This window comes from Archangium sp. (assembly GCF_036389735.1).
Lineage (GTDB): Bacteria > Myxococcota > Myxococcia > Myxococcales > Myxococcaceae > Archangium.
The window spans coordinates 1-2,060 of record NZ_DASVWK010000904.1; the positions used below are offsets into that span (position 1 = coordinate 1).

Consider the following 2,060-nt stretch of genomic DNA (forward strand, 5'->3'; position numbering starts at 1 on the left):
GCTCGGCATGGCGCTGCGCGACGCGATGGTGGACTCGGGAGTGGTGTTCAGCACGAAGGGCGCGGTCGCCCTGGAGGTGAAGTAGATGCTCACGCGGCGGCTGATCGTCTGTCTGGATGTGAAGGGTGGGCGCGTGGTGAAGGGCGTCCAGTTCGAGGGCCTGCGCGACGTGGGCGACCCCGTCGAGCTGGCCATGCGCTACGAGGAGGCGGGGGCCGACGAGGTGACGTTCCTCGACATCTCCGCGAGCAACGAGGAGCGCGGCACCCTGTGGGAACTGGTGCAGCGCACCGCGGAGCGGCTCTTCATCCCGCTCACGGTGGGCGGCGGCGTGCGCACGGTGGACGACGTGGGCCGGGCCCTGCGGGCGGGCGCGGACAAGGTGAGCATCAACTCGGCGGCGGTGGCCCGGCCCGAGGTGCTCACCGAGTGCGCTGAGCGCTTCGGCGCCCAATGCGTGGTGGCGAGCATCGACGCCAAGCGGGATGGGGACCGGTGGCGCGTGTACACCCACGGCGGCAAGCGGGCCACGGACCTGGACGCGGCGGCCTGGGCGCGCGAGTGCGTGAAACGTGGCGCGGGTGAAATCCTGCTCACGAGCATTGACAGGGACGGGGCCCGTTCGGGGTATGACCTGGAGCTGACGCGGACCATCGCCGAAGCGGTGGACGTCCCGGTCATCGCCTCGGGTGGCGCGGGCAACGCGGAGCACGTCCGGGCCGCGCTGAAGGAGGGGAAGGCGGACGCGGCGCTGGTGGCGGGCATCCTCCACGACGGCGTCACCACCGTCGGGGCGATCAAATCGCTGCTCCGCGAGAGCGGCCTTGGCATCAGGAGCACCTGAATGGACGCGCAGTCGCAGTCGTTGATGCGGGCGGCGGAGGAAGTGGCGCGCAGGTCGGGTGACGTGGCGCTGGGCTTCTTCCGCCAGGGCATCCAGGTGGACACCAAGGGAGACGGGACGCCGGTGACGGTGGCGGACCAGACCGCGGAGAAGACGGCGCGCGCGTGGATCGAGTCCCACTTCCCCGAGGACGGCATCCTCGGAGAGGAGTTCGGTGAGACGCGGCCCGGGGCGAAGCGCCGGTGGATCCTGGATCCCATCGACGGAACGAAGACGTTCATCCGGGGCGTGCCGCTGTGGGGCACGCTGGTGGCGGTGGCCGAGGGGGAGCGGATCCTCGCGGGCGCGGCGTACTTCCCGCCGGTGGGGGACATGCTGGTGGCCGCGCCGGGGCAGGGGTGCTGGTGGAACGGGAAGCGGTCGCGGGTGTCGGAGGAGGCGAGCCTGTCCAGGGCGGTGGTGCTGTCCACGGACGAGCGCTTCCTGGTGCACCCGGAGCGCGGGGAGAAGTGGCGGGCGCTGGCGGCGAAGGCGGCCATCTCCCGGACGTGGGGTGACTGCTACGGCTACCTGCTGGTGGCCACGGGACGGGCGGAGGCCATGATCGACGAGGTGCTGTCTCCCTGGGACGCGGCGGCGCTTCAGCCCATCATCGAGGAGGCGGGCGGGGTATTCACGGACTGGACGGGGACGAGGACCTCGTTCGGCGGCAACGCGATCGCGACGAACGCGGCGCTCGCCAGCCTGGTGCGCGAGCAACTGAGCGCGACGACGAGGACATGATGCTGGATCTGTCGAAGCTGGATTTTGCCAAGGGCAACGGGATGGTGACCGTGGTGACGCAGGATGCGCACACGGGCGACCTGTTGATGGTGGCGCACGCGGACCGCGAGGCGTTGGAGAAGACGCTGGAGACGGGCGAGATGTACTACCGCTCCCGCACCCGGGGTCTGTGGCACAAGGGCGGGACGAGTGGAAACGTACAGCGGGTGGTGTCGCTGACGGCGGACTGCGACGGGGATGCGGTGCTGGCGCGGGTGGCGAAGGCGGGTCCCTCGTGTCACACCGGGGCGGAGACGTGCTTCGACACCGGCCCGGTGGACGCCCTCGTCGAGCTGGATCGGACGATCGCTCAGCGGGCGGCGAAGGCCCCGGAGCCGGGGGAGAAGCCGAGCTACACGCGGCGGCTGCTCGATGACCGGAACCTGCGGCTGAA

3 protein-coding genes and 1 pseudogene are annotated in these 2,060 nt (G+C 70.9%); all 4 read left to right on the top strand.

The window, feature by feature from the left end; genetic code table 11:
* A pseudogene (locus VF794_RS32135) lies at positions 1-85 on the top strand (imidazoleglycerol-phosphate dehydratase); the annotation flags it as partial.
* Positions 86-844: an imidazole glycerol phosphate synthase subunit HisF gene (gene hisF, locus VF794_RS32140; protein ID WP_331116935.1), complete on the top strand. Its 759-nt coding sequence runs from the start codon at positions 86-88 to the stop codon at positions 842-844.
* On the top strand, positions 845-1,627 hold the full coding sequence (gene hisN / locus VF794_RS32145; RefSeq protein WP_331116936.1) for a histidinol-phosphatase: 783 nt from the start codon (positions 845-847) through the stop codon (positions 1,625-1,627).
* Positions 1,627-2,060, top strand: a 434-nt coding sequence (gene hisI / locus VF794_RS32150; protein WP_331116937.1) for a phosphoribosyl-AMP cyclohydrolase, incomplete at its 3' end; no start/stop codon positions are given. The genes hisN and hisI, both read left to right, overlap by 1 nt.

What these genes read in the sequence shown, in the direction of transcription:
- hisF (WP_331116935.1), top strand. Translation starts at nt 86, where the DNA reads ATGCTCACGCGGCGGCTGATCGTCTGTCTGGATGTGAAGGGTGGGCGC.
- hisN (WP_331116936.1), top strand. Translation starts at nt 845, where the DNA reads ATGGACGCGCAGTCGCAGTCGTTGATGCGGGCGGCGGAGGAAGTGGCG.